This is a genomic window from Rathayibacter sp. AY1C4, from assembly GCF_002932195.1.
In the GTDB taxonomy this organism is placed as follows: Bacteria; Actinomycetota; Actinomycetes; order Actinomycetales; family Microbacteriaceae; genus Rathayibacter.
This window is the reverse complement of record NZ_PSWE01000009.1, coordinates 17835-42920: the sequence shown is the minus strand read 5'-3', so window position 1 is coordinate 42920 and position 25086 is coordinate 17835. Positions and strand designations below refer to the sequence as shown.

Sequence of the window (25086 nt, the reverse complement as noted above, 5' to 3'; positions counted from 1 at the left end):
TCCGACGGGCCGGGGGCCCGGCACCGCCGTCGTAGGCTAGCCCGGTGACGACGACCGCGCTCGAGCGCTTCCAGGCCCTGCTGCGCGTCGACACCGTGTCCCACTCGGACGAGTCGGCGACCGACTGGAGCCGCTTCCACGCCTTCCGGGAGCTCGTCGCCGAGCTCTACCCGGCGCTGCACGCGGCGCTGGAGTCCGAGACCGTCGCCGGCCACTCCCTCCTCTGGCGCTGGCGCGGTGAGGAGCCGGGCGAGCCGGCCGTGCTGATGGCCCACTACGACGTGGTCAGCGTGACGGCGGCGGAGTGGTCGCACGACCCGTTCGCGGCCGAGACGGTCGTCGCCGCGGACGGCCGCACCTCCGTCGTGGCGCGCGGCGCCCTCGACGACAAGGGCTCCCTCGTCGCCCTCCTCGAGGCGGTCGAGGCGGCCGTCCTGCGGGGCGAGCGGCCCCGGCACGACGTGTACCTCCTCTCCACGCACAACGAGGAGACGGCGGGCGACGGCGCCCCCTCGGTCGTCGCCCTGCTCGGCGCGCGCGGGGTCCGCCCGCGCCTCGTGCTCGACGAGGGCGGGAACGTGCGGCGCGGCATCCTGCCCGGCGTCACCACCCCGATCGCCGTGATCGGCGTCACCGAGCGCGGGATCATGAACCTCGAGCTGACCTGCCGCGACGTCGGCGGCCACGCCTCCGCTCCGCCGCCCCCGCCCGGGCTGCTCGCCACCCAGCGGCTCGCGAGGGCGATCCACCGCCTGACCGAGAACCCGTTCCCCTCGACCCTCCCGGAGCCGATCGCCCAGCTGGTGCGCGCGGCGGCCGACCACGCGGACGCGGCCCACGCCGTCTGGTACGCCCGCCCGCACGAGCACCCGGACGCCGTCGTCGGCGCGCTCGCCGCCCACTCCAACCGCTCGGCCGCGATGCTGCGGACGACGGTCGCGATCACCGAGCTGCGCGGCAGCACCGGAGCGAACGTCCTCGCCTCCAGCGCCAGCGCCACCGCGAACGTGCGGATCAACCCGGGTGGCACCGTGGCGGGCGTGGTCGAGCGCATCCGCGCCGTCATCGACGACCCGGAGGTCGAGGTCGAGGTGAAGGTCGCCCACGAGCCCTCCCCCGTCTCCCCCACGGGCGAGCCCGGCGACGGCGGGCCGTACGACCTGCTCCGCGCGGTCGTCCAGGAGTCGTTCCCGGACGCGGTCGTCGCCCCCTACGTGCAGACCGGCGGCAGCGACGCCCGGCACTTCCACGCCATCAGCGACCACGTCTACCGCTTCATCCCGTTCGAGATCAGCCCGCGGCAGCAGCTCGGGATCCACGGGGTCGACGAGTCGGTCGAGGCCGACCAGTTCGAGCGCGCCATCGAGTTCTACGCGCGGCTGCTCGCCCGGCTCTGATCGCGGCGGCCCTCCGGGGTCCGGGAGGACCGCGCAGCGACCGGCAACCTGGGAGAACCGTTCGATGACGCGCCGACCGGTGTTGGCCCGGAGTTCACCCCGCGATGATGGACTGATCGCAGCGGGGTCGCCTCCGCTGGAGCAGTGCGCAAGTGCCGACGCCGGGTCGCGTGATCCGGCTCCCGCCGATCGTGGAACCCGAGGATCATGTCCCTCCGCCAGGCCGAGTACCCCCGGCCCAACCACTTCATCCTTCACCTGAGCGACACCCACTTCATCGCCGGAGACGGCGGCCTGTACGGCTCCGACGTCGACAGCGAGGCCCAGCTGCGGCTCCTGTTCGACGAGCTGGAGGCGTCCGGCGGACGTCCGGAGGCCGTCGTCATCACGGGTGATCTCGCCGACAAGGGCGAGCCGGAGGCGTACGCGAAGCTGCGCGCCGTCGTCGAGCCCGCGGCCGCACGCCTCGGCGCCGAGGTGATCTGGGTGATGGGCAATCACGACGACCGCGGCGCGTTCCGCTCGGGGCTGCTCGACCAGCTCCCGACCACGCAGCCGGTCGACCGCGTGCACGACGTCAACGGGCTCCGGATCATCGCGCTGGACTCCACCGTGCCCGGCGCCCACTACGGCGAGATCTCGGACGCGCAGCTCGACTGGCTGGCGGAGGAGCTCTCCAGCCCGGCCCCGCACGGCACGATCCTCGCGCTGCACCACCCGCCGGTGCCGAGCGTGCTCGACCTGTCGGTCCTCGTGGAGCTGCGCGACCAGCCCGCCCTCGCTGAGGTGCTCGAGGGCTCCGACGTCCGCAGCATCATCGCGGGCCACCTGCACTACTCGTCTACGGCGATGTTCGCCGGCATCCCGGTCTCGGTCGCGTCGGCCACCTGCTACACCCAGGACCTCAACGTGCCGGTGGGCGCGACCCGCGCCCGCAACGGCGCCCAGGCGTTCAACCTGATCCACGTCTACGACGGCACGGTGCTGCACTCGGTGGTGCCGATCGGCGCCTCGACCGAGGTGTCCTACGTCTCGGCGAACGAGACGCAGCGGATCCTCGCGGACCACGGCGTCGAGATCGCCGCGGCGACGGCGGCCCCGGTCGCCCGGGACGAGGAGCTCTACCCGCCGCTCGTGGAGCGGGTGGGCGTCAGCGCGTAGCGACGCGACGGGGCGTCGGGGTCGCCCTGACGCCTCCGGGCGCCGCGTCGACCGCGTCCTCGGACACGGCCGGCGGTATCAGCGCCCGCCGGCGCGGTCCCGCGCGAACAGCCATCCGGCGAACGCCAGCGCCGCGGCCAGCGCGACGCCCACGCCGACGCCCGCTCCCACTCCGATGCCCGGGAACACGAGCGAGCTCGCCAGGCCGAGAAGCAGCCCGGCAACCGCTCCCCCGACGGCCCAGCCCACGGTCAGTCCTCGCGCTCCCACGGAGCCGGGATCGGGTAGTACTCCTCGAGGAACCCGATGACGGCCTTGGTGCGCGCCTCCGCCGAGATCTCGGGGAAGCTGCCGTCGTTGAGGCAGAAGAAGTCGACTCCGCGGTTCTTGAGGAGCTTGCGCATGTCCTTCAGCCCCTGGTGCATCGTCGTGTCGACGTACTTCACCGAGGCGTTCTCCTGCACGACCGCGCGCCCGGTCATCAGCGCGTAGTAGTGGTAGAGCGAGTTGGTGACGGAGACGTCGCTCGCGGAGCGGAAGCGGCTCGCGGCGGTCGCGGTGAACTCCGGCTCGAACTCGGCCTCGAGCTCGGCCATCACGGTCTTGCGGAGCGGCGTAGCGGCGTGCTCGAGGTGACGGGTCGTCATCGCGCCGAAGCGCTCGCGGAGCAGGCGCCGGTTGACGCGGGCCGCGTTCTCGAAGCCGCTGCGGGAGGCGTTGGAGTCGCCCATGCCGATGCGCGTCGTCGCCTCGATGAACTTCGTGATGCCTCCGGGCGAGAAGAAGATCGACGGGTCGACCGGGCGCCCGAAGAACATGTCGTCGTTGGAGTAGAGGAAGTGCTCCGCCAGCCCCGGGATGCGGTGCAGCTGGCTCTCGACCGCGTGGGAGTTGTGCGTCGGCAGCACCGAGAGGTCGCGGAAGTGGTCCTCGCTGCGCACGAGGGTGACGTCCGGGTGCTCGTCCAGCCAGCGCGGGCGCGGGGAGTCGGTGACGATGTAGATGTGCCGGATCCACGGCGCGTACATGTAGACGCTGCGCAGGGCGTACTTGAGCTCGTCGATCTGGCGGAAGCGCGCCGGAGCGTCGTCGCCCTCGCCCACCACGTAGCTCGCCATGCGGGCCGCACGGGCGCGCTGGAACTCCAGGTCGGTGCCGTCGACCCACGAGAAGACGATGTCCACCTCGAAGCGGATGTCGCTGACGAGCGGCTCGAACATGCCCTCGAACGTCGGCCAGGTGCGGCCGTACGCCTCGACGTGGGCGTCGATGGCTTCGGCGACGGGGAGGCTGTTGCGCATGAGCGCGTTCTCGGCGGGAGTGATGATCTCCTCCTCGCCCACCTTCCACAGCTCGAGGCGGACGCCGCTGCGGGCGCCGTAGCGCAGCGATCCCGTCGAGGAGACGCGTGGGCGGAAGAGCTTGAAAACGGAGGCGCGCGGGTACGGCGCGAGCACGCCCTCGGCCAGGAGCTGGGGCGGGGTGCCCCGCTTGTCGACCGTCTTGGCGTAGAAGGGCTCGGTCGCGAAGGCGCGCGCCAGCAGCGTGGCCAGCTCGGCGCCGAGCACGCGGTCCACCGCGAGGAAGGGCGAGCCGTCGGTGCCGCGGATGAGGCGGTAGGGGAATTCGGCGGCGTCGAGGACCTCGCCGATGGCGATCAGGTCCTCGGTCCAGGCCGCGCGGGGCGTCGTACTCGAGTTCACCAGCGAGAACAGGCCGGCATGGACCACGACGTCGTCGCGGTCGAAGTGGCGCGGGCGCAGGAGCGGTGACGGATGAGCACGGACGGAAGGCATGATTCACATTATCCGCCGTGGATTTCGTCCGTGTGACCGGGCCGTCGGCTTGACAGCGACCGCGGGGCCGCGCGGTCAGCGCGAGAGCGACTCGAGACGGTCCCCCGCCTTCTCCGCGGCTTTCGCGGCCCGTCTGGCGCGGTGCCGCTCCTCGGCGGCGACGACCCCCAGCGCGAAGGCTCCCTCCCCGCTGCGATCGGCCTCCTCCAGGATCAGCGCACGGGCGGCGAGCGCGTCGCGCTCCTCCCCCAGGGCGTCGGCGAGGTCCTCTCCCGCCTCGGCGAGCGAGCGGCGCCGGGCGCCGACGGCCTCGGGGACGACCGCCCGCCACGCCTCCACGGTGTAGCGGAGCCGCTTCGCCGCCTTCCGCAGGTCGTGACGAGCCTCGAGCGAGCCGCCGGCCGCCGCGGACCCCGCCGCGGAGATGCGCGCGAGGTCCTTCGCGACGGAGCGGCGCACCAGCGCCGTCGCGCTCGAGCCGGCCCGCGCGGTGCGGGGCGGATCCGCGAGCAGGGCGTCGAGCGAGGCGAGGAGCGCGAGGTAGCGGCCGCCGCGCAGAGTGCGGTCGACGCGGCGCAGCGCCGAGGCGTGCCGGTGCTCGATCTCCTCCAGCAGGGCGGTGGGGGTGCTCGGGGCGCCCTCGACGGCCGCCAGGGAGGTGCGGAACCGCTCGGCGAGCACCTCCTGGTCGCGGGCCGCGCCGAGGACCCCTCCCAGCCAGCGCAGCTCGTCCCGCACGGGGTCGGTCGCCGCACGGTCGAGCACGGAGCGGGAGGCGGCGAGGACGGACCGGAGCCGGCGCGCGAGCACGCGCATCCGGTGCAGGGCGTCGTCGGCCTCGAGGCGCACCCGCGGGTCGACGGCGCGCAGCTCGCGCAGGAGCGAGCGGACCGCGGCGAGCGCCGCCTCCCCGCCGTTCCGCGGATCCGGGACCGTCTCCTCGATCGGGCCGCCGGTGGCCCGGGCGAGCTTGGAGGCGCTGGCGGCCGGGCGGGCGCCCGCGGCGAGGAGGCGCTGCTCGATCGCGTCGAGGACCCGCTCGCCCTCGTCGCCCGGGACGTCGACGAGCTCGACCTCCCACTCCCTCCAGCGCCGCTCGCGGCCGGTGCGCTGGTCGCGCGCGGTCACCAGGTCGTCGGCGATCTCGGCGAGCTCCCGCCCGTGGGAGTCGAGGGCGCGGGTGATCGAGCGGACCGTCTCGAGCAGCGCCAGCGGCTCGAGCGGCGCGCGCCCCACCTGCCCGAGCACCGGCTCGCGGACGGCGGACGGGACCGTGCGCGAGGCCGTGAGCTCCGCGTGGATCTCGGTGCGGCCGGAGGAGCCGGGCAGCTTGACGTGCCAGCCCTGGTCGGATCCGCCCTCGCGGCGGCGCAGCGTGATCCGCGCCCGGGACAGAGCGCGCTCGGCGGTGTCGAAGTACTCGGCGCGGAGGGTCACCGGCTCCTCGGTGCGGACGCTCGCGACGCTCCCGGTGCCGGTCAGGTCGGGCAGCCGGGTGCCCGCGTCGACGTCGTACTTGCGCTCGACCTCGGTCTGCACTCTCCGCGCACCGCCCGCCCGGGACGTCGCCGACTCGTTCTCCGCACCGCTGGCCATGCTCCATTGTGATCACGCCCGGCGCCGCTGCGGCACCCCGGGCGGCCAGGGGCGCCCTCGCCCTAGGCTGGAGCGATGACCGCGCCCGTTCCGCCCGTCGCCCGCCGCGTCCCCCTCGAGCGCCGCCACCACGGCGACGTGGTGGTCGACCACTACGAGTGGCTGCGCGAGAAGGAGAGCCCCGAGGTGATCGCGCACCTCGAGGCCGAGAACGCGTACACCGAGGCGGTGCTGGCTCCTCTCGCTCCGCTGCGCGAGCGCCTGTTCGAGGAGATCCGCTCGCGGACGAAGGAGACCGACCTCTCGGTCCCCGTCCGGGAGGGCTCCTGGTGGTACTTCTCGCGCTCCTACGAGGGCCGCCAGTACGCCGTGCACTGCCGGGCGCCGATCAGCGGGCCGGACGACTGGACGCCGCCGTCGATCGCCGAGGGCGGTCCACTCGAGGGCGAGCAGGTCGTCCTGGACGGCAACGCGGAGGCGGAGGGACACGACTTCTTCTCGCTCGGCAGCTTCGACGTCTCGGCGGACGGCCGACGGCTGCTCTTCGGCACCGACGTCGAGGGCGACGAGCGCTACACCCTCCGCATCCGCGACCTCGAGACCGGCGAGGACCTGCCGGACGTCATCGAGGGGACCGGCGGCGGAGCGACCTTCGGCGCGGACGCGCGCTTCGTCTTCTACCCGACCGTCGACGAGTCCTGGCGCCCCGACACGATCTGGCGGCACGAGGTCGGCGCCGGGACCCCGGACGAGGTCGTCTTCGCCGAGCCCGACGAGCGCTACTGGATCGGCGTGGGCCTCACCCGCAGCCGCCGCTTCCTCGTCATCGAGATCGGCAGCAAGATCACGAGCGAGTGCCTGCTGCTGGAGGCGTCCGACCCGACCGGCTCCTTCCGCTCGGTGTGGCCGCGCCGAGAGGGCGTGGAGTACGAGGTCGAGCACGCCGTCGTCGACGGGCACGACCGCCTGCTGATCGTGCACAACGACGGCGCCCTCGACTTCGAGATCGTCGAGGAGCCGGCCGACCTGTCGCTCGACGCCGATGCCCGGGCCCGCGAGCGCCGCGTGGTGGTGCCGCACCGCGAGGGTCGCCGGATCGAGGGCGTCGACGCCTTCGCCGGGCACGTCGTCGTCTCGTACCGCGCCGACGGAGCCACCCGGCTCGGGCTGCTCCGCGAGGACGGCGCCGGAGCGCGGCTCGAGGAGATCGTCTTCGACGAGCCGCTCTACGACGCGGGCCTGGCGGGGAACCCGGAGTGGGAGCAGCCCTCCCTCCGCCTCGCCTACACCTCGTTCGTCACCCCCTCGACCGTGCTCGCGCTCGACGTCGCGACGGGCGAGCGCACGGTGCTCAAGCAGCAGCCGGTGCTCGGCGACTACGACCCCGCGCTCTACGTGCAGAGGAGGGAGTGGGCCGTGGCGGAGGACGGCACGCGGGTGCCCCTCTCGCTCGTCTGGCGCCGCGACGCCGCCGATCCGGACTCGGCCCCCGCGCCGCTCCTCCTCTACGGCTACGGCTCGTACGAGGCGAGCATCGACCCGGGCTTCTCGATCGCGCGCCTCTCGCTGCTCGACCGCGGCGTCGTCTTCGCCGTCGCGCACGTCCGCGGCGGCGGGGAGATGGGCCGCTCCTGGTACGAGAACGGGAAGACGCTGGCGAAGCGGACGACCTTCACCGACTTCGTCTCCGCGGCGCGGCACCTGGTCGACGCGGGCTTCACCACTCCGGACCGCCTGGTCGCGCAGGGAGGGTCGGCCGGCGGCCTGCTGATGGGCGCGGTCGCGAACCTCGCCCCGGAGGCGTTCGCCGGCGTCCTCGCGCAGGTCCCGTTCGTCGACGCGCTCACCTCGATCCTCGACCCGTCGCTCCCGCTCACGGTGATCGAGTGGGACGAGTGGGGCGACCCGCTGCACGACGCCGAGGTCTACGCCTACATGAAGTCGTACTCGCCCTACGAGAACGTCCGCGAGGGCGTGCAGTACCCCCGGATCCTCGCGACGACGAGCCTCAACGACACCCGGGTGCTGTACGTGGAGCCGGCGAAGTGGGTGGCCAGGCTCCGCGAGGTCGGCGCTCCCGCGCTGCTGCGCACCGAGATGACCGCAGGACACGGCGGAGTGAGCGGACGCTACGAGCGCTGGCGCGAGATCGCGTTCGAGTACGCCTGGACGCTGGACGTGCTCGAGCTGGCCTGAGCGCCCCGCCGCAAGCCCCTCCGCCCGTCGTCCGCGGCCAGTAGGGTTCGGGGTGCCGACGGAGGGAAGAGCATGAGCGCAGGCCTGTCGATCGACCGCATCGCCGCATGGGTGGCGGACCAGAGGTGGTACGCGAGCAAGGGGCGGCGCCCCGAGCTGGAGGTCCGCGGCGCCTGGTCGCTGCACCCCGGAGAGGCGGAGGTGGTGGACCACCTCTTCATCGACCGGGCAGGCACGAGCCCGGTGCTGTACCAGGTGCCGGTGACCGTCCACGCGGCTCCGGTGCCCGGGCTCGAGGACGCCCTCGTCTACTCCGACGACTCGCACTACGTGTACGACGCTCCGCGCGACCCGGTGTTCGCCCGCGCCCTGCTCGGGATGATCGCCGACGGTGGCCGCTCCGACGAGGACGGCGCCCAGGGCGGCGCCCGCGCCGAGGGCCACCGGCAGCCGGGTGCCGCGATCGGGGCGTTCGCGTCCTCGAAGGTGCTCAGCGGCGAGCAGTCGAACACCTCGGTAATCGTCCGCACCACCGCCGACGACGGATCCGACGCGACCCCGGTGATCGTCAAGGTCTTCCGCGCCCTCCACCACGGCGACAACCCGGACGTGACGGTGCAGTCGGCGCTCAACGCCGCCGGGAGCGCCCTCGTCCCGCCCGTGATCGGCAACGTGACCGGCGAGTGGGACGACGAGGGCGAGGAGACGGGCCGCGCCTTCGGGCACCTCGCCTTCGCGCAGGAGTTCCTCCCCGGGGTCCAGGACGCGTGGCGCGTCGCCCTCGAGGCGGTCGCCGCCGACTCCGACTTCACCGGACCCGCCCGCGAGCTGGGCCGCGCCACCGCCGAGGTGCACGCGACGCTGGCGGAGGTCATGCCGACCGAGGACACCACGTCCGAGGTCGTCGAGCGGATGGTCGCGGCCATGCGCCGTCGCCTGCGCATCGCCTCGGCAGAGGTCCCCGTGATCGCCGAGGACTCGGAGGCGATCGAGGCCGTGTTCCGCGCCGCCGAGACCGCGCCGTGGCCGAGGCTCCAGCGCATCCACGGCGACTACCACCTCGGGCAGGTCCTGTCCGTGCCCGATCGCGGCTGGGTGCTCCTCGACTTCGAGGGCGAGCCGCTGCGGCCCATGCACGAGCGCCGTCTTCCCGACGTGGCCCTTCGCGACGTGGCGGGGATGCTGCGCTCCTTCGACTACGCGGCGGGTGCGCACGAGCAGGCCGAGCCGGGCGCCTCGAGGGCGGCGTGGGCGGCGGCGAGCCGTGCCGCGTTCCTCGAGGGCTACGCCGAGCAAGCGGGCGACGCGGTCACCGCGCACCGGGCGGTGCTCGACGCGTTCGAGCTCGACAAGGCCGTCTACGAGGCGATCTACGAGGCGCGCAACCGGCCGGAGTGGCTGTCGATCCCGGTCGCCGCGGTGCAGCGCCTCGCCGGACGCTCGTAGGGTGGCAGGCATGAGCGACGATACCGACGACAAGAAGCCCCTGGACCCGCTGAGCGACTTCAGCATCCCGGGCGACACCGATCTGCACACGACCGGCGACGCCTCGGGCGCGGACGGCGACGAGGTCGCGGAGCCCGGAGCGGACGAGGACTGAGCCGCCTGCTCCGCGGGGCCTGCCTCGGCCGTCGGCTCCGCTGAGCCGGCGGCCGTCCTAGCCCAGCGGGGCGAGCGGCTCGACCGCCGGCCCCTCCAGCACCGTCCCGTCGGCTGCGAAGCGGGAGCCGTGCAGCGGGCAGTCCCAGCTGCGCTCCGAGTCGTTCCAGGTGACGATCCCGCCCAGGTGCGGGCACACCGCCGACACCGCGCAGCGCCGCCCCTCCACGGTGGAGACCGCGACGGGCTGCAGGCCGTCGCGGGCGAGCGAGCCCTGGCCCTCCGCCGGCACCACCCCGGCCGAGCGGGGCGCGCGGAGCGCTGTCGACCACCCGCGGGCGTACCAGGCGCCCACCGCCAGCCCGGCGCCGAGCCCCTCCGCCATCACCCGCGGCAGCGTGGGCCGGCGGTGCAGCGTCCTCGCCCAGGCCGGCGTCCCGCCCTCGAGGTCGGCGACGAGCGTCAGCGCGGCCTGCACCGCGTTGGTCATCCCCCACTTGTCGTAGCCGGTCGCCAGGAAGATCCGTCCGCGGCCCCGCGGCAGCCAGCCCACGAACGGGACACGGTGGAACGGCTCGTAGTCCTGGGCGCTCCACTGCACGACCGGCTCCGCCCCCGGGAAGGACCGCCGCGTCCAGGCGACCAGGTCGTCCACCGCCTCCGAGGTGACGGGCCTGCGCCCCACGGGGTGGCCGTTGCCGCCGATCAGGAGGAGCCGCTCGCCGTCGCGCTCGGCGTCGCGCACCGAGCGGGACGGCTCGTCGACCGAGAGGTACATGCCGTCGGGGATCGGCACGTCGGTGCGGAACGCGACCGCGTACGAGCGCAGCGCGGCGATCTTGGCGAAGTACAGGCCGCGGTCGAGGATCGGCGTCCCCGTGAGCAGGTAGGCCCGGTCCCCGGTCACCGGGCCCGCGCTGGTGCGGACCCGGACGGGAGCGGTCGCTCGCATCCCGAGGGCCCGGACGCCCTGCACCAGGGTGCCCCCGGCGGCGCGGAAGTCGGCGGCGAGCGCCGTGAGGACGTCCATCGGGTCGAACTGGGCCTGGTCGTCGAGGGCGACGGCCGCCGTGCTGGGGAACGGCACGTCGAGCTCGCCGACGAGGCGGGTCGCGAGGCCGAAGCGGCGCGCGGTCGCGTGCTCCTTCAGGACGGCGTCCACGCCCTCGGGCGTCTGCGCGTAGCTGTAGGCGGTGCGCCTCTGCACCGGCACGCCCGCGCCCTCGCAGTAGTCGAGCAGCCAGCGGAAGCCCGCGAGGTTCGCCGCGACGTAGGCCTCGGTCACCGCGGGGATGTTGCGCTCCGAGATCCGGGAGAGGTGCGCTCCCTGCAGGAGGCTGAGCTTCGCCGTCGTGTTCCCGGTCGTGACGGCGCCGACCTCCCGCGCCTCCAGCACCAGCACGCGCCGGCCGGTCCGCTGCAGGAGGAGCGCGGTGACCAGCCCGGTGAGCCCGGCGCCGACCACGACGTCGTCGTAGTGCGCGCCCGGCACGAACTCGTCGGAGGGGATCGGAGCCGCGCCCGCCCGCCAGAGGGAGCGGGGCCGCGGGGCCGTCGTGGTCGTGTCCTCCGGAGTCATCGGGAGTCCCTCCGTTCAGGGGCCGGACGGCCCGCGAGCGACGCTACGCGGAGCCTCCGGGACCGTCACGGTGTTGACACGTCGCGGGACGCGGGCTCAGAGCCAGCCCCACCGCTTGAAGAGCCGGTGCAGCACCACGCTCGAGGCGAGCATCGCCGCGAGCGCCGCCGGGTACCCCCACGCCACGTGCAGCTCGGGCATCACGTCGAAGTTCATGCCGTAGATGCTCGAGATCATGGTCGGCGCGAAGAAGATGGCCGCCCAGGCGGAGATCCGCTTGACCTCGTCGTTCTGCTGGTTGCCCACCTCCGCGAGCTTCTTCATGTCCTCGTTCTGGCGCTGGGCGACGAGGGTCGCGTTCACCGCCAGGATCTCCCGCAGCGTGGTGCGGAAGCCGTCGACCCGCTCGGTGACGAGCGCGACGTGGTCGGCGACGTCGCGGATGTAGCGGCGCAGCTCCACATCCGACTGGAACACCTCGAAGTCGGTGACGAGCCGCCCGAGCATGCCGGTCAGCGGAGCGACCGCACGCTGGAAGTCCAGCACCTCCTGGCTGAGCTCGTAGATGCGTCGGGACACCGCCGGGTCGCCCTCGAAGACCTGCGCCTCGATCTCGTCGATGTCGTTCTCGAGACCGGCGACGACGGGCGAGTACTGATCCACGACGGCGTCGAGGATCGCGTACAGCACGGCGACCGGGCCGACGCGCAGCAGCTCCGGATCGGCCTCCATCCGCCGCCGCACCAGCGAGAGGTCGGGCTTCTCGGAGTGGCGGACCGTGACGACGAAGTTCGACCCCACGAACAGGTGGAGCTCGCCGAAGTCGACCTCCTCGCGCTGGTCGGAGTAGCTGGCGGCGCGCAGCACCACGAACATGTCGCTGCCGTACCGCTCGAGCTTGGGCCTCTGGTGCGCGCTGATCGCGTCCTCGAGGGCGAGCGGGTGCATCGAGAACTCGTCCTCGAGCGCGGCGAGCTCGGCCGCGTTCGGCCGGTACAGCCCGATCCACGCCATCGCGTCGGGCAGCTTCTGCAGGGCGGCGAGCGCCTCCGGGATGCTGCCGGGTGAGACGACCCGGCGGCCGTCCTGGTAGATCGCGTTGTCGACCGTGCTGGTGCGGGCCGGCTCGTCGTCCGGGCGCAGACGCTGGATGGGAGCGGTGTCCTCGGCGGCGGCGCGGGTGCGCGAGCCCAGACCCAGGATCGTCGCGGGGACGCGGGGCAGCTTCACGACCATCTCCTCTGCTCGACCGACGCCCTATTGTGCACCTCCCGGTGAACGGGAGGTGTCCGCTGCGCCGCCGGTGTCGGAGGGCCTCACTAGCCTGGAGTTGCTCCCCCGGACGACGCAGAGGAAGGACGACCGTGAAGCTGCTGCACACCTCGGACTGGCACATCGGCCGCACCTTCCACGGGCACTCCACGACGGCGGCGCTCGCGACCGTGCTCGAGGCCCTGGTCGAGACGGTGCGGGCCGAGCGCGTGGACGCGGTGCTGATCGCCGGCGACGTCTTCGACTCCGCCGTGCCCGCCGCGGAGCACTACACCCTCCTCACCCGCACGCTCGAGGCGATCCGCGCGGCCGGCGCCGAGGTCGTCCTCACCAGCGGCAACCACGACTCCCCCGCCCGGCTCGGCTTCCAGGCGGGGCTCCTTCGCGGAGCGGGCGTCCACGTCCTCACCGACCCCGAGGCGTACGCCGAGCCGGTCGTGCTGCGCGACGCGTCCGGGCTCGAGGTCGGCGTCCACGGCATCCCCTTCCTCGAGCCCGCCCTCTACCGCCACCGGCACCCGGAGGAGCAGCTGCGCCGCCACGAGGACGTGCTCGCCTTCGCGATGGCGCGGGTGCGCGCCGCCGCCGAGGCGGCGGGCCGTCCCTGGGTCGTGCTCGCGCACTGCTTCGCGGTCGGAGCCCCGGCCGCGGTCCTCGAGCGCGACATCACGGCGGGCGGGCTCGACTACGTCTCGGTCGAGCACTTCGCCGCGGCCGACTACGCGGCGCTCGGGCACATCCACGGACGCGCCGAGCTGCTGCCGGGCGTGCGCTACTCCGGAGCGCCGCTGCACTACTCGTTCGGCGAGGCGTCGAAGCCGCGCGGCGCCTGGCTGGTGACGATCGGGCCCGAGGGGCTCGAGGGCGTCGAGTGGTCGCCGCTCCCCGTGCCGAGGAGGCTCAGCGTGATCGAGGGCGAGCTCGAGCAGCTGCTGCGCGATCCCTCCCTGGCCGAGGTGGAGGGCGACTGGGTCTCGGCGGTGCTCACCGATCCCGTGCGCCCGCTCGACGCGATGGCGCGCCTGCAGTCGCGCTTCCCCGGCTGCGCCACGCTCGAGCACCGGCCCCCGCACGCCGCGGCCGAGCCGCGCGCGTACGCCGAGCGGATCCGCGGGCGGAGCGACGTGGATGTCGTCGACGACTTCCTCGCCCACGTCCGCGGCGGTCACGGCGCCACGGAGACCGAGCGCGCCCTCACCCTCGACGCGCTCGCGGCCGTCGAGGCCGAGGCTCTGCGGTGAGGATCCGCCGACTCGCCTTCGCCGGACTCGGACCGTTCCGCGCCGAGCAGTGCGTCGACTTCGACCGGCTCGAGGACGTGGGCGTGTACCTCATCGCCGGGCGCACCGGAGCGGGCAAGTCGACGATCCTCGACGCGATCGCGTTCGCGCTCTACGGCTCGGTCCCCCGCTTCGACGGCACCGCCTCGCGCCTCCGGAGCGACCACAGCGGCCCCGAGGACGAGACCTTCGCCGAGCTCGACTTCGAGGCGGCGGGGCGCGTCTACCGCGTCCGGCGCTCGCCCGAGTACGAGCGGCCGAAACGGCGCGGCACCGGCACCACGACCCAGCCGGCGAAGGTCGAGCTGCTGGAGCAGGTCGACGGCGCCTGGGTAGGGCTCTCGTCGAGCGCGAAGGAGGTGGGCGCCGACATCGGCCGGATCGTCGGCCTGACGAAGGACCAGTTCCTCCAGGTGATCCTGCTGGCGCAGAACCGCTTCCACGAGTTCCTGCTCGCGAAGAACGACGACCGGCAGCGGCTCCTGCGCACGCTCTTCGCGACCGAGCGCTTCGATCTGCTCCGCCGCCGCCTGCTCGAGCAGCGCGACGCGAGCGCCGTCGGGCTCGAGGAGGAGCGCGCGGCCGTGACGGCGCTCGCGGACGAGGCCGTCCGGCTCCTCGATGACGGAGCCGAGCCGCCCCTGCCGGACGCCGCCTGGTTCGCCGGGCTGCCGGCGCGGCTCGCCGCTCCGCTCGAGGCGGCCCGGGCCGGCTCCGCCGCGGCCGACGCGGCGCACGAGGCCGCGGGCGCCGCTCTCGACGAGGCCCGGCGCACCGCCCGGGGCCAGGAGCGGCGCCGGCGCGCCCTCATCGAGGCGGAGGAGCTCGTGGTCGCCGAGGCGCACGTCGAGCAGCAGCGGGCCGCGATCGAGCGCGCGCGCCGGGCCGACGGCGTGCTGCCGCTGCTCCGCTCCGCCCGGGCAGCCGCCGAGAAGGAGCGGGCCGCCCGGCAGCAGCGCGACCTCGCGGCCGACGCCTACGGGGACGCGTCCGGGGGCCCGGCCGCCGAGACGGCCGAACGGCTCGCCGCTGTCCTCGGCGCCCTCACCGAGGCGCTGGCCGAGGAGCGCCGGCTCCCCGACGCGGAGCGCGTCGCCGAGCGGTCCGCGCGCGCCGAGCAGGCGGCGGCGACCGCGCTCGCCGGGATCGAGGCGGAGCTGCGCGAGCTGCCCGCCCACGTCGACGCGCTCGCCGGCGAGGAGGAGTCCCTGGCCGGGGAGGCCGCCGCCGTCCCCGCGCGCGTCGACGAGCTCGCCGCGCTCGAGCGGAGGATCGCCGCGGCCCTCGAGCGCGATCTCACTGCGGCGGGCCTGCAGCGGCTCCGCACGGCCTACGCCGACGCGGCGCACGTCCACGGCGAGCGCGCCGCGGAGCAGGCCGCCCTGATCGCGCGCCGGTTCGCCGGGTTCGCCGGGGAGCTCGCCGAGCGGCTGGAGCCGGGCGAGCCCTGCCCCGTCTGCGGCTCGTGCGAGCACCCCCGCCCGGCCGAGCACGACGGCCCGACGACGGTCGGCACCGACGACCTCGACCGGGCCCGCGTCGCGGTGGAGCGCGCCGCCGCCGCCCTCGACGGCGCCCGCGAGCGCGAGGGAGCCGCGGCTCGGGCTCTCGCGGCGCTCGAGGAGCGTGTGGGCGAGGACGCGGATCCGGAGTCGCTCCGCCCGGCGCACGAGGAGCGGCTCGCCTCGGCGCGCCGCGCCGCCGCCCGCATGGAGGAGCTGCGGCGCGAGCGCACCCGGCTGCGCACCCGGATCGACGCTCTCACGTCCGGACGGGACGCCGCTCGCGAGGAGCACCGCGCCCGCGCCGACGAGTCCGCCCTCGCCGCTGAAGCGCTGCGGCTGCTGCGGGAGCGCGTCGAGGCCTTCCGCGACGGCGCGACGAGCGTCGCCTCGCGCGTCGAGCAGCTGAACGCCCAGCGCCGTCGTGCCGTCGCCCTGGTCGAGGCCGAGGAGGCGGCCGTCTCGCGGTCCGAGGCCGCCGCCGCCGCCCGGGAGGAGCTCGCCGAGGTCCTCGCCGAGCGCGGCTTCACGACCGCCGAGGAGGCCGAGTCGGCCGCGCTGGCCAGCGGGGACCGGGCGCGGGCCGAGGCCGTCGTCGCCGAGCACGAGCGACGGCGGAGCGCGACGGAGGCGGTGCTCGCCGACCCGGAACTCCGCGGACTGCCGGGCACGGCCGTCGACCTCGCCGCCGCCGAGGAGCGCTCGCGCGAGGCCTCCGCCCGTCGCGACGAGGCGCGAGCCGGCCTCTCCGTGCTCGAGCACCGCTCGGAGCGCCTGGCCGAGCTCGCCGCGACGGCCGCGGGCCGCCTCGCCGTGCTGGGTGAGCGTCTCCACCGCCACGAGGAGCTGCGCGCGCTGGCCGAGACCGTCTCCGGCCGGGGGCAGAACACGCGCCGGATGGACCTCGAGGCCTTCGCCCTCGCCGGACGCCTGGAGGAGATCGTGACCGCGGCGAACCTCCGCCTCGACGCGATGACCAGCGGCCGCTACGCACTCGCCCACGACGACTCGCTCGCCTACCGCGGCGCCGCCTCCGGCCTCGGGATCGACGTGCTCGACGCCTTCACCGGCGTCCGCCGGCAGCCCGCCTCGCTCTCCGGCGGCGAGACGTTCCTCGCCTCGCTCGCCCTCGCCCTCGGCCTCGCCGACGTGGTGACGGCGCAGTCCGGCGGCATCTCGCTCGAGACCATGTTCATCGACGAGGGCTTCGGTTCGCTCGACGCCGAGACGCTCGAGACGGCGCTCAGCACGCTGGACGAGCTGCGGTCGGGCGGTCGGACGATCGGCCTGATCAGCCACGTCGACGCGATGCGCGAGCGGCTGCCGATCGGCCTCCGCGTCGCGGTGGGGCCGCGCGGCGACTCGACGATCCTCACCGGCTGAGCGGCCGCTCCCGGGCGAAGGGGCGGCGACGGCCCGCTCCCTCCTCTCACACTGCAGCAGCGAGCGCGCCCGCGCCCGCTGCTAGGGTCGTGCGCAGTGACACGGGGTGCCCGCCAGGGCTGAGAGAAGACCCGTTGAACCTGATCTAGTTCGTACTAGCGAAGGGATGTCGCGAATGAGCATTCGCACGCCTGTCCACCCGACCCTCCCCGCCGACACGGCGCCCGACCCGGCGTCCGTGGGTCGCGATCTCGCCGAGCTCCGCGCCGCCGGGCCCCTGGTGCAGTGCATCACGAACACGGTCGTCACCGGCTTCACCGCCAACAGCCTCCTGGCCCTCGGCGCCAGCCCGGCGATGTGCGACCTGCCCGGCGAGGCGGGCGTCTTCGCGGGCCTCGCCTCCGCGGTGCTCGTCAACCTCGGCACGCCCGGAGCGGAGCAGCGCGAGGGTGCTCGCGAGGCGGTCGCCGCGGCCGGACGCGCCGGCACCCCGTGGGTGCTCGATCCGGTCGCCGTGGGCCCGCTGCCCGTCCGCACCGCTCTGGCGGTGGAGCTGCTCGAGGCGCGGCCCGCGATCATCCGCGGCAACGCCTCCGAGATCCTCGCCCTCGCGGGAGCCGGTGCGGGCGGCCGCGGCGTGGACGCCGTCGACACCGCCGAGCAGGCGCTCGACTCCGCCCGCGTCCTCGCCCGCCGCACCGGCGGCGTGGTCGCCGTCTCGGGAGCGGTCGACCTCGTCACCGACGGCGAGCGGATCGTCCGGGTCACGGGCGGCCACCCGCTGCTGACCCGCGTGACCGGCGGCGGCTGCGCGCTCGGCGCCGTGATGGCGGCGTTCCTCGGCGCGGGCGCCCGCCCGCTCGACGCGGCCGTCAGCGCCTCCGCGGTCTGGGGCCTCGCCGCCGAGCGGGCCGCCGCCGCGAGCAGCGGTCCCGGATCCTTCGCCGTCGGCCTCCTCGACGCCCTCGCTGCCCTCCAGCCGGCCGACGCCGAGGCCGGGGCGCGGATCGCATGAGCCTCGACCTCTCGCTCTACCTCGTCACGGACACCGCCCAGTGCGGCCCGCGCGGCGTGCCCGCGGTGGTCGCCGCCGCCGTCCGGGGCGGAGTCACGACCGTGCAGATCCGCGATCACGACGCCCCCGCCGCCGAGCTCGTCGCCCTGACCCGGGCCGTCGCCGCCGTCCTCGACGAGCGCACGACCCTGCTGGTCGACGACCGCGTCGACGTCGCCCTCGCCGCCCGCCTCGCGGGCGCCCGCGTCCACGGCGTCCACCTCGGGCAGTCCGACCTCCCCGTCACCGCCGCCCGCTCGCTGCTCGGACCCGACGCGGTGATCGGGCTCACCGCGAACACCCCCGAGCACCTCGCCGCCGTCCGCGCCCTGCCCGCGGGGACGGTCGACTACCTCGGCGTCGGCGTCATCCGGCCCACCGCGACCAAGCCCGACCACCCCGCTCCCCTCGGTGTCGACGGGTTCGCCGCCCTCGCCGCGGCCACGGCGCTGCCCTGCGTCGCCATCGGCGGAGTCGGAGCCGCGGACGCGGGGCCACTCCGCCTCGCCGGTGCGGCCGGCCTCGCGGTCGTGTCGGCGCTCTGCACGGCCGCCGACCCCGCGGCGGCCGCCCGCCTGATCCGAGCGGAGTGGGACCGGTGACCGCCGGCGCCCGCGTCCCCCGTGTCCTCAGCATCGCCGGCACCGATCCGACCGGCGGTGCAGGCGTCCAGGCCGACCTCAAGTCGATCGGCGCGCTCGGCGGCTACGGCATGGCGGTCGTCACCGCGCTCGTCGCGCAGAACACGCACGGTGTCCGCTCCGTGCACCTGCCACCCGCCGCGTTCCTCCGCGAGCAGCTCGACGCGGTGAGCGACGACGTCACGATCGACGCGGTGAAGATCGGGATGCTCGCCACGGCCGAGTACGCCGGAGTCGTCGCCGAGTGGCTCGACGAGGTCCGCCCGCCCGTCGTGGTCGTGGATCCGGTGATGGTCGCGACCAGCGGTCACCGGCTGCTCGCTCCCGAGGCGGAGGACGCCGTGCGCGACCTGCTCCGCCGCGCCGACCTGGTGACGCCGAACCTCCCCGAGCTGGGCGTGCTGGCCGGAGAGCCGACCGCCTCCGACTGGCCGGCCGCGCTCGCGCAGGGAGCGGCACTCGCCCGCGCCCTCGAGGCCGCCGTGCTGGTGAAGGGCGGCCACCTCGACGGCCCCGCCACCCCGGACGCGATCGTCACCCCCGACGGCCTCGTGCGCGAGGTCCCCGGCGAGCGCGTCGCCACCTCGAACACGCACGGCACCGGGTGCTCGCTCTCGTCCGCGATGGCGACGCTCCTGGCCGGGCGCGACGCCTCCTCCGACGCCCTGGTCGAGGCGCTGACGGAGGCCAAGGAGTGGCTGACCGGCGCCCTGCGCGCCGCCGACGCCCTGGAGGTCGGCACCGGCAACGGCCCGATCGACCACTTCCACCGGCAACGTCCTCCGGCGTTCTGCGCGGACGTCTGGGAGCGGACCCGGACCCTCCGCGACGAGATCGACGCGCTCCCGTTCGTGCGGGCCCTCGGCGACGGCTCCCTCGGGCGGGAGGACTTCGAGTGGTACCTCGAGCAGGACGCTCTCTACCTCACCGAGTACGCCCGCGTCCTGGCCGTGGCGGCGCAGCGCGCGCCGACCACCGCCGAGCAGGTCTTCTGGGCCGAGGGCTCGGCGTCCGCCCTCGCGGCGGAGGCGCAGCTGCACCGCGACCGGCTCGGGACCAGGGACGCGGCTCCCGCGCCCGTGACCCGCGGCTACACCGACCACCTGCTCGCGGTCGCCGCGCGGGGCGGCTACGGCGAGATCGTCGCCGCCCTGCTCCCCTGCTTCTGGCTCTACGCCGACGTCGGGTCGCGCCTCGCCGCCTCCGGGCACCCCGAGCACCCCTACGCGGACTGGCTGCTCACGTACGGCGACCCGGTCTTCGCGACGGCCACCGAGCGGGCGATCGAGTTCACGGAGCAGGCCGCCCGCGACGCCTCACCGAGGCAGCGCGCCGCGATGAGGGACGCGTTCCTGCGGTCGAGTTCGTTCGAGAAGGACTTCTTCGCCGCACCGCTCGCCCGGACCGGCTGAGCTCTCAGCCGGCCCGGTCGGGTGCGCTCAGCCGATCGCCTCGCGCAGGACGTGCATGAGGGCGTCCAGCTGCACCGTGTCGGCCGAGGCCGTCTCGGCGTCCGCGCCGTCGAGCGCCCGGGCGGCGAGACCGGCCTTGGCGTCGATGAGCTCGGCGATCTTCGCGTCGATCGTGTGCGCCGCGATGATCCTCCACGCCGTCACCGGCTCCTCCTGGCCGATGCGGTGCACGCGGTCGATCGCCTGCGTCTGCTCGGCCGAGGTCCACGACAGCTCGGCGAGCACCACGTTGGAGGACGCCTGCAGGTTCACGCCGACTCCCGCCGCGGTGAGCGAGCACACGGCGACAGAGACGTCGGGGTCCTCGTTGAAGGCGTCGATCTGCGTCTGGCGGAACGCCGCGGTCTGGTCGCCGCGGATGGAGACGGACGTCAGCTCGCGCTTCTCGAACGTGTCCTCCGCCTGGTCCATCACGTCGATGTGCTTCGCGAAGAAGACGACCTTGCCCACCGAGCGGGCCAGCTGCGAGGCGTAGTCGGCGGCCAGCGCCGCCTTGGCCTGGCCGATCCGGCGCACCATGGTGAAGACGTTCTCGCCGGTCTTGGCCGACTTCGACTCCTCGAGCTCGCTCTGCGCCACGATGCGGATGAACCGCTCGCGCTCGTCGTCGTCGAGCTCGTGCGTGATCGAGGAGGTGACCGCCCTGAAGCGCTGCAGCATGCGGGCGCCGAGCTCGCGCTCGGCCTTCTGGATGGAGCGGCCGAGGTCGTCGTCCAGCTCGACGGGCAGGTCGACGATCCGCTTCGACGGCAGGTCGGCGGCGACGTCGATCTTCTTGCGCCGGACGATGCCGAGGTCGATCACGGCCTCGCGCGCCTCCGGGTAGAAGCCCGTGTCGGCGGGGGTGAGGCCCGTCTCCTCGAGGCGGCCCATCAGCTCCGGCCCCGGCTTGGTCTCGTCGATCCAGCCGAGGAAGCGCCAGATGGCGCGGAAGTCGTCGACGTCGTTGATCAGCGGGGTGCCGGTCAGCGCGATCATCAGCGGATCGTGCCCCGGAGTGGTCTCGCGGATCCTCGACGCCAGCGCGAGCACGCTCTGCGAGCGCTGCGAGCGGAGGTTCTTGATGAAGTGCGCCTCGTCGACGACCATGCCGCGGAAGCCCAGGCTCCCGAGCCAGCCGATGTGCCGGTCGAGGATGTCGTAGTTGACGATGACCACGTCGGCGAACGCGTCGAGCGTGCCGCCGTCTCCGTGGATGACCGTGGCGCGCCGCTGCGGGGTCCAGTGCTCGACCTCGCGCGCCCAGTTCATCTTGACCACGTTCGGCACCACCGCGAGCAGCGGGTACGCCCCGACCACCGAGGCGGCGAGGAGGCTCTGCGCGGTCTTGCCCAGACCCGGCTCGTCGGCGAGCAGGAAGCTGCGGTGCCCCTCGCGGGCGCTCTCGATGAAGCGCGCCTGGTGCGGCATCAGCTCGCGGCCGCGCGGCGAGACCCGGTCGAGCTTCGGCGGCTCCGGGAGCTCCATGCTCGCGGCCCGTCCGCCCGCTCCGTACTCGAACGCCTTGAAGAGCGGCCCGAGCAGCTCCCAGTCGTCGAGCCTGCGGCGCGGCGCCGGAGCCGAGGCCTCGGCGATCGAGAAGTCCGGCGGGAGGAAGGGGTTCGCCAGCTGGCGGGCGCGCACCGACTGCGGCACGACCTGGTTGACCGGCACCTCGGGCTTGGGCTCCGGCTCGGTCACGATGAGCAGCTCGTCGGGGCTGAGCTCCGCGCCCGCCTCGAGCAGCCAGTCGCGGCGGAGCTTCTGCGCGGCCGCCGTGACGCCGGCCTCCGATTCGAGCAGCGCGATCAGGCTGGTGTCGCGGGCGGCCGTCTTGGCCAGGATCGTGGCGATGCCGTCGAGGCGCTTCATCTCCTCGGCGCGCTGCGCGTCGCTGAGCGAGGGATCGACCTTGACCCGCTTGCGCTCCTCGCGCATCAGGAGGGCGATCACCAGGAACTTCGTCCGGTTGGTCGGCCCGACCTTGCCGGTCTGGGCCTTCGCCTCCACCTCGCGGACGCGGCGGGCGAGGATCGGGATGATCCCCGCGTTGTCCACGCCGCGCGAACGCGATCGGGGTCGGCTCCCGGCGGCGTTCGACGCTCGTCGCGTCTGACCGGACTGACGCTGGCCGCTGCGAGCCATGCTCCTCCTCGATGTGTGACGGGGGGCGGAGGAAGGGTTCCCGCGCGCTGCCGTCGCCGTGCATCCGCCGGATCGCCTCCGGGGAGGCGTCGGGCGTCGGTGCATCCGGTGGCCGTCGAGAGCTCCGAGCAACGGGTCTGGGACCCGGTCGCAGCATCCCCGGCGTGCGGGTGCGGCGCCAGTCTACTCCTCGGGGCGGTCCGGTCGGCGCTCAGACGCGCGGACGGTCGCGCTCGTCGTCATTCCGGGGTCGGGACGCGGATGACGAGGCCCGCCGCCACGAAGACGCCGACCGCGGCGAGGCTCAGCGAGGACCAGATCGCGTCCGGGAACGCGAACGGCAGCACCGGGTTCCACAGCACGAGCACCGGGACGAGCCCGATCAGCCAGAGGAGTGCGCGCGCCTGGATCGCGAACCAGCCGATGACCGCCGCGAGGATCGCGACCGGGTAGCGGATGAAGTCGTAGGCATCGGAGCCGACGAGGGCGAGCCCGGCCAGCAGCACGATCGCGCCGAGGATCCCGGGCGCGAGCGCCATGCGGGCGCGGTCGCGCGAGGGGTAGCGGGCGGCGGTCGCGCGGGACGGCTTGCGGGTGCTCACCCCTCGATCGTAGGCGCGCGCATACCCCGCCCGGGTACCGCCCGCGGCGCGTAGGCTGGAGGAGTGATCGAGGACCTCAAGAAGCGCTCGCTGCACCGTGCCCGGATCCTGGGCGGCCAGATGCGCGGCCTCGAGCGGATGATCGAGAACGAGGACTACTGCGTCGACATCGTCACGCAGTCCCTCGCGATCCAGAAGTCGCTCGGCTCGCTCAACAAGCTCATCGTCGAGAACCACCTCCGCACGCACATCACCGCGATGTTCGAGGAGGGCGGAGACGCCCGCGAGGCGGCCATCGCCGAGCTCGTGAAGATCTTCGAGCTCTCCAACAACCGCTCGTGACCGCCGGCCTCGTCGCCGCGGCGCGGGTGCGCCCGCTGCTGCTCGACGGGGGCCTGGGCACGGAGCTGGAGGCGCAGGGCGCCGCGGTGGACTCCTCGCTCTGGAGCGCCCGGGTCCTGCTGGAGGAGCCCGGCCGGGTCGTCGCCGCGCACCGCGCCTTCGCCGAGGCGGGCGCCCGGGTCGCGGTGACCGCGAGCTACCAGGTGTCCGCGAGCGGATTCGCAGCCGCGGGGCTGGCCCCGGGCCTCGTCGAGCGCGCCCTCCGGGAGAGCGTCGACCTGGCCCGGCGCGCGCAGAGCGGCTGGGTCGCCGCCTCCGTCGGCCCTTTCGGTGCGAGCCTCGGCGACGGCTCCGAGTACCGCGGCGACGACGGCCTCACCGTCGGCGAGCTCGCCGCCTGGCACCGCCCGCGCCTGGAGACCCTGGCCGCGGCCGGGCCCGACCTGCTCGCCGTCGAGACCATCCCGTCGGTGCGGGAGGTGCGGGCCGTCGTGGAGGCCCTCGCGGGCTCCTCGGTCCCCGCCTGGATCGGCGTGAGCGGCCGTTCGGGCCGCACCGCGGCCGGCGAGCCCCTGGCCGAGGCGTTCGCCGTCGCCGCCGCCTCCGAGGAGGTCGTCGGCGTGGGAGTGAACTGCTGCCCGCCCGGCGACGTCGCCGAGGCGGTCCGCATCGCCCGCTCCGTCACCGGCAAGCTGGTCGTCGTGTACCCGAACAGCGGCGAGGAGTGGGACGCCGTCGAGCGTCGCTGGGCAGGCGACGCGGCCTTCGACCCCGCGCTGGTCGCCTCCTGGCGCGCGGCGGGAGCGGATCTGATCGGCGGCTGCTGCCGCGTGGGACCTGCGGCGATCGCTGCCCTCGGACGAAGCCTGGAGGAGGAGTCGTGACCACCCTGAGAGCCGTGCGCGGCGACCTCACCCGCGAGCACGTCGACGCGATCGTGAACGCGGCGAACTCGTCGCTCCTCGGCGGCGGCGGCGTCGACGGCGCGATCCACCGCGCGGGCGGACCGGAGATCCTCGCCGAGTGCCGCCGGCTCCGCGGGACCGAGCTGCCGGACGGTCTGCCCGCCGGCTCCGCGGTCGCCACGACCGCCGGCCGCCTCCCTGCCCGCTGGGTCGTGCACACCGTCGGTCCCGTCCACTCGCGGTGGGAGGACCGCAGCGCCGTCCTCGCCTCGGCCTACCGCGAGTCGGTGCGCACCGCCGTCGGTCTCGGTGCGCGGACGCTCGCCTTCCCGGCCGTCTCGGCGGGCGTCTACGGCTGGCCGATGGACGACGCGGCGCGCATCGCGGTGGAGACGGTCCGCGAGGCGACCGCGGACGGCGCACTCGACGAGGTCCGGTTCGTCCTCTTCTCCGCGGACGCCCTCGCGGCCTTCGAGGCCGCCCTGGCCGCGGAATGACGGAAGGGGAGCCGACCCTGCGGTCGACTCCCCCTCCACGGTGCTGCGCTAGGCCGTCTTCGGCCGCGCGAACTCGTCGTAGGGCAGAGTGATCGGGCGGGTCCGCGGAGGCATCCGCACGACCGCCTCGAGCGCCGGGCCCAGTGCCTCGCGCCACGCGCGGTAGCCGTCCTCGTTGAGGTGCAGGCCGTCCGGCGAGTACTGCTCGAGCAGCCCGCCGTCCTCGCCCGCGAGCACCGGCCACAGGTCGAGGTAGCCCGCGTGCGCCGTGGGCGCGAACTGCCACAGGTGGCGGTTGATCTCGCGGATCTGCGGCGCGAACTCGTGTCCGCGCGGCAGGACCGAGGTCACCAGGATGCGCACGTCCGGAAGATCGCGCCGGAACGTCGCGACGATCGTCTCGATGTTGCGCACGACGTGCTCCGTCGTGCGGTGCCAGGCGAGGTCGTTGGTGCCGATCAGCAGCACCACCGTGTCCGGCTCCTGCGCGACCAGCTCGGCGAGCCGCGCGACGACGTCCGCCGTGGTGGCCCCTCCGACTCCCTCGTCGACGACCGTCGACTCCGTCAGCCACTCGCCCCAGGCTCCCGACTGGATGATGCTGTCCCCGATGAAGAGGACCTTCCCCAGCTGGAGTCCGCGCCCCGCGTCCGTACTCGACCGTTCGCTCATCGTGCTCCTCTCGTCG

General features: G+C 74.4%; 21 protein-coding genes and 1 riboswitch. Of the genes, 13 read left to right on the top strand and 8 right to left on the bottom strand.

Annotated features, from left to right (window positions below):
• Positions 1 to 44 precede the first annotated feature (44 nt).
• Both C5C99_RS06395 and C5C99_RS06390 read left to right on the top strand, forming a co-directional pair.
• Positions 45 to 1397: a M20/M25/M40 family metallo-hydrolase gene (locus C5C99_RS06395; RefSeq protein ID WP_104295021.1), complete on the top strand. Its 1353-nt coding sequence runs from the start codon at positions 45 to 47 to the stop codon at positions 1395 to 1397.
• A 207-nt stretch (positions 1398 to 1604) separates the two neighbouring features.
• The gene (locus C5C99_RS06390; protein WP_104237890.1) at positions 1605 to 2558 is read left to right on the top strand and encodes a phosphodiesterase; all 954 of its coding nucleotides are present in this window, start codon (positions 1605 to 1607) and stop codon (positions 2556 to 2558) included.
• A gap of 78 nt (positions 2559 to 2636) precedes the next feature.
• Here the strand turns inward: C5C99_RS06390 and C5C99_RS17090 are convergent, their stop codons facing one another.
• The 3 genes from C5C99_RS17090 to C5C99_RS06380 form a co-directional block, all read right to left on the bottom strand.
• A complete protein-coding gene (locus tag C5C99_RS17090) occupies positions 2637 to 2807 on the bottom strand; it encodes a hypothetical protein (protein ID WP_159939285.1) in 171 nt (56 codons plus the stop codon).
• 2 nt (positions 2808 to 2809) lie between these two features.
• Entirely contained in the window at positions 2810 to 4354 is a 1545-nt protein-coding gene (locus C5C99_RS06385) for a stealth family protein (protein WP_104339806.1), read from the bottom strand.
• 75 nt (positions 4355 to 4429) lie between these two features.
• Entirely contained in the window at positions 4430 to 5950 is a 1521-nt protein-coding gene (locus C5C99_RS06380) for a CYTH and CHAD domain-containing protein (RefSeq protein WP_104324187.1), read from the bottom strand.
• Positions 5951 to 6025: 75 nt separating this feature from the next.
• Between C5C99_RS06380 and C5C99_RS06375 the strand changes: the two genes are divergently transcribed.
• The 3 genes from C5C99_RS06375 (at position 6026) to C5C99_RS17085 (ending at position 9746) form a co-directional block, all read left to right on the top strand.
• The gene (locus C5C99_RS06375; protein WP_104339805.1) at positions 6026 to 8146 is read left to right on the top strand and encodes a S9 family peptidase; all 2121 of its coding nucleotides are present in this window, start codon (positions 6026 to 6028) and stop codon (positions 8144 to 8146) included.
• A 72-nt stretch (positions 8147 to 8218) separates the two neighbouring features.
• Positions 8219 to 9592 carry a phosphotransferase gene (locus C5C99_RS06370; RefSeq protein WP_104223072.1) on the top strand — a complete coding sequence of 458 codons (1374 nt, stop codon included), beginning with the start codon at positions 8219 to 8221 and terminating at the stop codon, positions 9590 to 9592.
• Between the two features lie 10 nt (positions 9593 to 9602).
• Positions 9603 to 9746, top strand: a complete 144-nt coding sequence (locus tag C5C99_RS17085) for a hypothetical protein (protein WP_159914626.1) — start codon at positions 9603 to 9605, stop codon at positions 9744 to 9746.
• A 57-nt stretch (positions 9747 to 9803) separates the two neighbouring features.
• On the opposite strand, the gene C5C99_RS06365 is transcribed toward C5C99_RS17085, so the two are convergent.
• Positions 9804 to 11324: an FAD-dependent oxidoreductase gene (locus C5C99_RS06365; protein ID WP_104335088.1), complete on the bottom strand. Its 1521-nt coding sequence runs from the start codon at positions 11322 to 11324 to the stop codon at positions 9804 to 9806.
• A gap of 96 nt (positions 11325 to 11420) precedes the next feature.
• Entirely contained in the window at positions 11421 to 12560 is a 1140-nt protein-coding gene (locus C5C99_RS06360) for a magnesium and cobalt transport protein CorA (RefSeq protein WP_104223070.1), read from the bottom strand.
• A 128-nt stretch (positions 12561 to 12688) separates the two neighbouring features.
• Here C5C99_RS06360 and C5C99_RS06355 point away from each other — a divergent pair, with 128 nt between their 5' ends.
• The 5 genes from C5C99_RS06355 to thiD all read left to right on the top strand — a co-directional run bounded on the left by C5C99_RS06355 (position 12689) and on the right by thiD (position 19868).
• A complete protein-coding gene (locus C5C99_RS06355) occupies positions 12689 to 13837 on the top strand; it encodes an exonuclease SbcCD subunit D (RefSeq protein WP_104339804.1) in 1149 nt (382 codons plus the stop codon).
• On the top strand, positions 13834 to 16761 hold the full coding sequence (locus tag C5C99_RS06350) for an AAA family ATPase (RefSeq protein ID WP_104339803.1): 2928 nt from the start codon (positions 13834 to 13836) through the stop codon (positions 16759 to 16761). Before C5C99_RS06355 ends, C5C99_RS06350 begins: the two co-directional genes overlap by 4 nt.
• 92 nt (positions 16762 to 16853) lie before the next feature.
• A riboswitch (TPP riboswitch) is annotated at positions 16854 to 16945 on the top strand.
• Entirely contained in the window at positions 16937 to 17776 is an 840-nt protein-coding gene (gene thiM, locus C5C99_RS06345) for a hydroxyethylthiazole kinase (protein WP_104339802.1), read from the top strand. It overlaps the preceding riboswitch by 9 nt.
• Positions 17773 to 18417: a thiamine phosphate synthase gene (gene thiE, locus C5C99_RS06340; protein ID WP_104255108.1), complete on the top strand. Its 645-nt coding sequence runs from the start codon at positions 17773 to 17775 to the stop codon at positions 18415 to 18417. Before thiM ends, thiE begins: the two co-directional genes overlap by 4 nt.
• Positions 18414 to 19868 carry a bifunctional hydroxymethylpyrimidine kinase/phosphomethylpyrimidine kinase gene (thiD, locus tag C5C99_RS06335; RefSeq protein WP_104339801.1) on the top strand — a complete coding sequence of 485 codons (1455 nt, stop codon included), beginning with the start codon at positions 18414 to 18416 and terminating at the stop codon, positions 19866 to 19868. The genes thiE and thiD overlap by 4 nt, the downstream gene beginning before the upstream one ends.
• Before the next feature lie 27 nt (positions 19869 to 19895).
• On the opposite strand, the gene C5C99_RS06330 is transcribed toward thiD, so the two are convergent.
• Positions 19896 to 22052, bottom strand: a complete 2157-nt coding sequence (locus tag C5C99_RS06330) for a DEAD/DEAH box helicase (RefSeq protein WP_104225603.1) — start codon at positions 22050 to 22052, stop codon at positions 19896 to 19898.
• A gap of 239 nt (positions 22053 to 22291) precedes the next feature.
• Entirely contained in the window at positions 22292 to 22654 is a 363-nt protein-coding gene (locus C5C99_RS06325; protein WP_244229446.1) for a DUF6804 family protein, read from the bottom strand.
• A gap of 63 nt (positions 22655 to 22717) precedes the next feature.
• Here C5C99_RS06325 and C5C99_RS06320 point away from each other — a divergent pair, with 63 nt between their 5' ends.
• From C5C99_RS06320 to C5C99_RS06310, 3 genes are read left to right on the top strand one after another with little or no spacing between them, the layout of a single operon-like run.
• On the top strand, positions 22718 to 22996 hold the full coding sequence (locus tag C5C99_RS06320) for a metal-sensitive transcriptional regulator (protein WP_104223062.1): 279 nt from the start codon (positions 22718 to 22720) through the stop codon (positions 22994 to 22996).
• Positions 22993 to 23880: a homocysteine S-methyltransferase gene (mmuM, locus tag C5C99_RS06315; RefSeq protein WP_104339800.1), complete on the top strand. Its 888-nt coding sequence runs from the start codon at positions 22993 to 22995 to the stop codon at positions 23878 to 23880. The genes C5C99_RS06320 and mmuM overlap by 4 nt, the downstream gene beginning before the upstream one ends.
• Positions 23877 to 24398 (top strand): O-acetyl-ADP-ribose deacetylase, encoded by a 522-nt coding sequence (locus tag C5C99_RS06310; protein ID WP_104246566.1) that lies wholly within the window; start codon positions 23877 to 23879, stop codon positions 24396 to 24398. Before mmuM ends, C5C99_RS06310 begins: the two co-directional genes overlap by 4 nt.
• Before the next feature lie 48 nt (positions 24399 to 24446).
• Here C5C99_RS06310 and C5C99_RS06305 read toward each other — a convergent pair whose 3' ends face one another.
• Positions 24447 to 25070, bottom strand: coding sequence for a GDSL-type esterase/lipase family protein (locus C5C99_RS06305; protein WP_104268531.1), 624 nt, complete (start codon positions 25068 to 25070; stop codon positions 24447 to 24449).
• Between the last annotated feature and the right edge of the window lie 16 nt (positions 25071 to 25086).